Origin of the sequence: Cupriavidus sp. SIMBA_020 (assembly GCF_046535395.1) — a bacterium.
GTDB classification, from domain to species: domain Bacteria; phylum Pseudomonadota; class Gammaproteobacteria; order Burkholderiales; family Burkholderiaceae; genus Cupriavidus; species Cupriavidus campinensis.
Genome location: NZ_JAWRWU010000396.1, coordinates 1 through 280, shown reverse-complemented (window position 1 = coordinate 280; position 280 = coordinate 1). Strand labels below are relative to the sequence as shown.

Sequence of the window (280 nt, the reverse complement as noted above, 5' to 3'; positions counted from 1 at the left end):
TCATCCTGGCGTTCGCGGCGGTGCAGATCGTGGTGCACATCATCTATTTCCTGCACATGGATGCCAAGTCCGAAAGCGGCTGGAACATGTTGGCGTTAATATTCACGCTGGTGCTGGTCGTGATCACGCTCAGCGGATCCATCTGGATCATGTATCACTTGAACTCCAACATGATGCCCATGTCGATCCACGACATGCGGAATATGCCCTGACGTGATGGCGGCAACAAAAGACTCTACGCATTCCGGCGACCCCCCCCGCAATCCCCGCAGCGCAACCA

The 280-nt window shown here is 55.7% G+C and carries 1 protein-coding gene; it reads left to right on the top strand.

Annotated features, from left to right (window positions below; translation table 11 throughout):
* Positions 1–212, top strand: a 212-nt coding sequence (locus SB751_RS29755) for a cytochrome o ubiquinol/quinol oxidase subunit IV (protein ID WP_410748992.1), incomplete at its 5' end; no start/stop codon positions are given.
* Positions 213–280: the final 68 nt, after the last annotated feature.